The following is a 602-nucleotide window of genomic DNA, read 5'->3' on the forward strand; positions in this document are numbered from 1 at the left end:
GTCTTGCTGATCCCGGTCTCGGACAACGCCGCCAGGCAGCCGCCGACCAAGCTGCGCTTCAGGCGCGGCGAGACGATCGACGTCGAATCGGCGATCCGGGCGATCACCGTCAAATCGGCCAATGACGTGGCGGTCGCCGTTGCCGAATATCTCGGCGGCAGCGAACAGGCGTTTGCCGCGATGATGACGGCCAAAGCGCGCCAGATCGGCATGCGCAGCACCGTCTTCCGCAACGCCTCGGGCCTGCCGGACGCCGGCCAGCTGACGACGGCGCGCGACATGGCGGTGCTTGGCACGGCGCTGCGCGCCCGCTTCCCGCAGCATTTCCACTATTTCTCCGAGAGCGACTTCATGTTCCGCGGCAGGCTGGTGCGCGGCCACAACGACATGCTCGGCCGCGTACGCGGCGTCAACGGCATCAAAACAGGCTTTATCAGAGCCTCAGGCTTCAACATCGTCACCTCCTACGATGCCGACGGCCGCCGGCTGATCCTCGTGGTGATGGGCGCCGACAGCGCGCGCCAGCGCAACGACCACGTCGAAGCGCTGATCCAGCGCAACCTGTCGCCGGCATCGAACACGACGACAAGGTTGCTGTATGC

The 602-nt window shown here is 66.1% G+C and carries 1 protein-coding gene; it reads left to right on the forward strand.

Annotation, left to right across the window (positions count from 1 at the left end; all coding sequences use genetic code 11):
- Positions 1 to 602: D-alanyl-D-alanine carboxypeptidase family protein (locus EOA86_RS37525; protein WP_164892449.1), on the forward strand; the 602-nt coding region annotated here is incomplete at both ends.

It is taken from the genome of Mesorhizobium sp. M5C.F.Ca.IN.020.32.2.1 (assembly GCF_004023105.1).
Lineage (GTDB): Bacteria > Pseudomonadota > Alphaproteobacteria > Rhizobiales > Rhizobiaceae > Mesorhizobium > Mesorhizobium wenxiniae.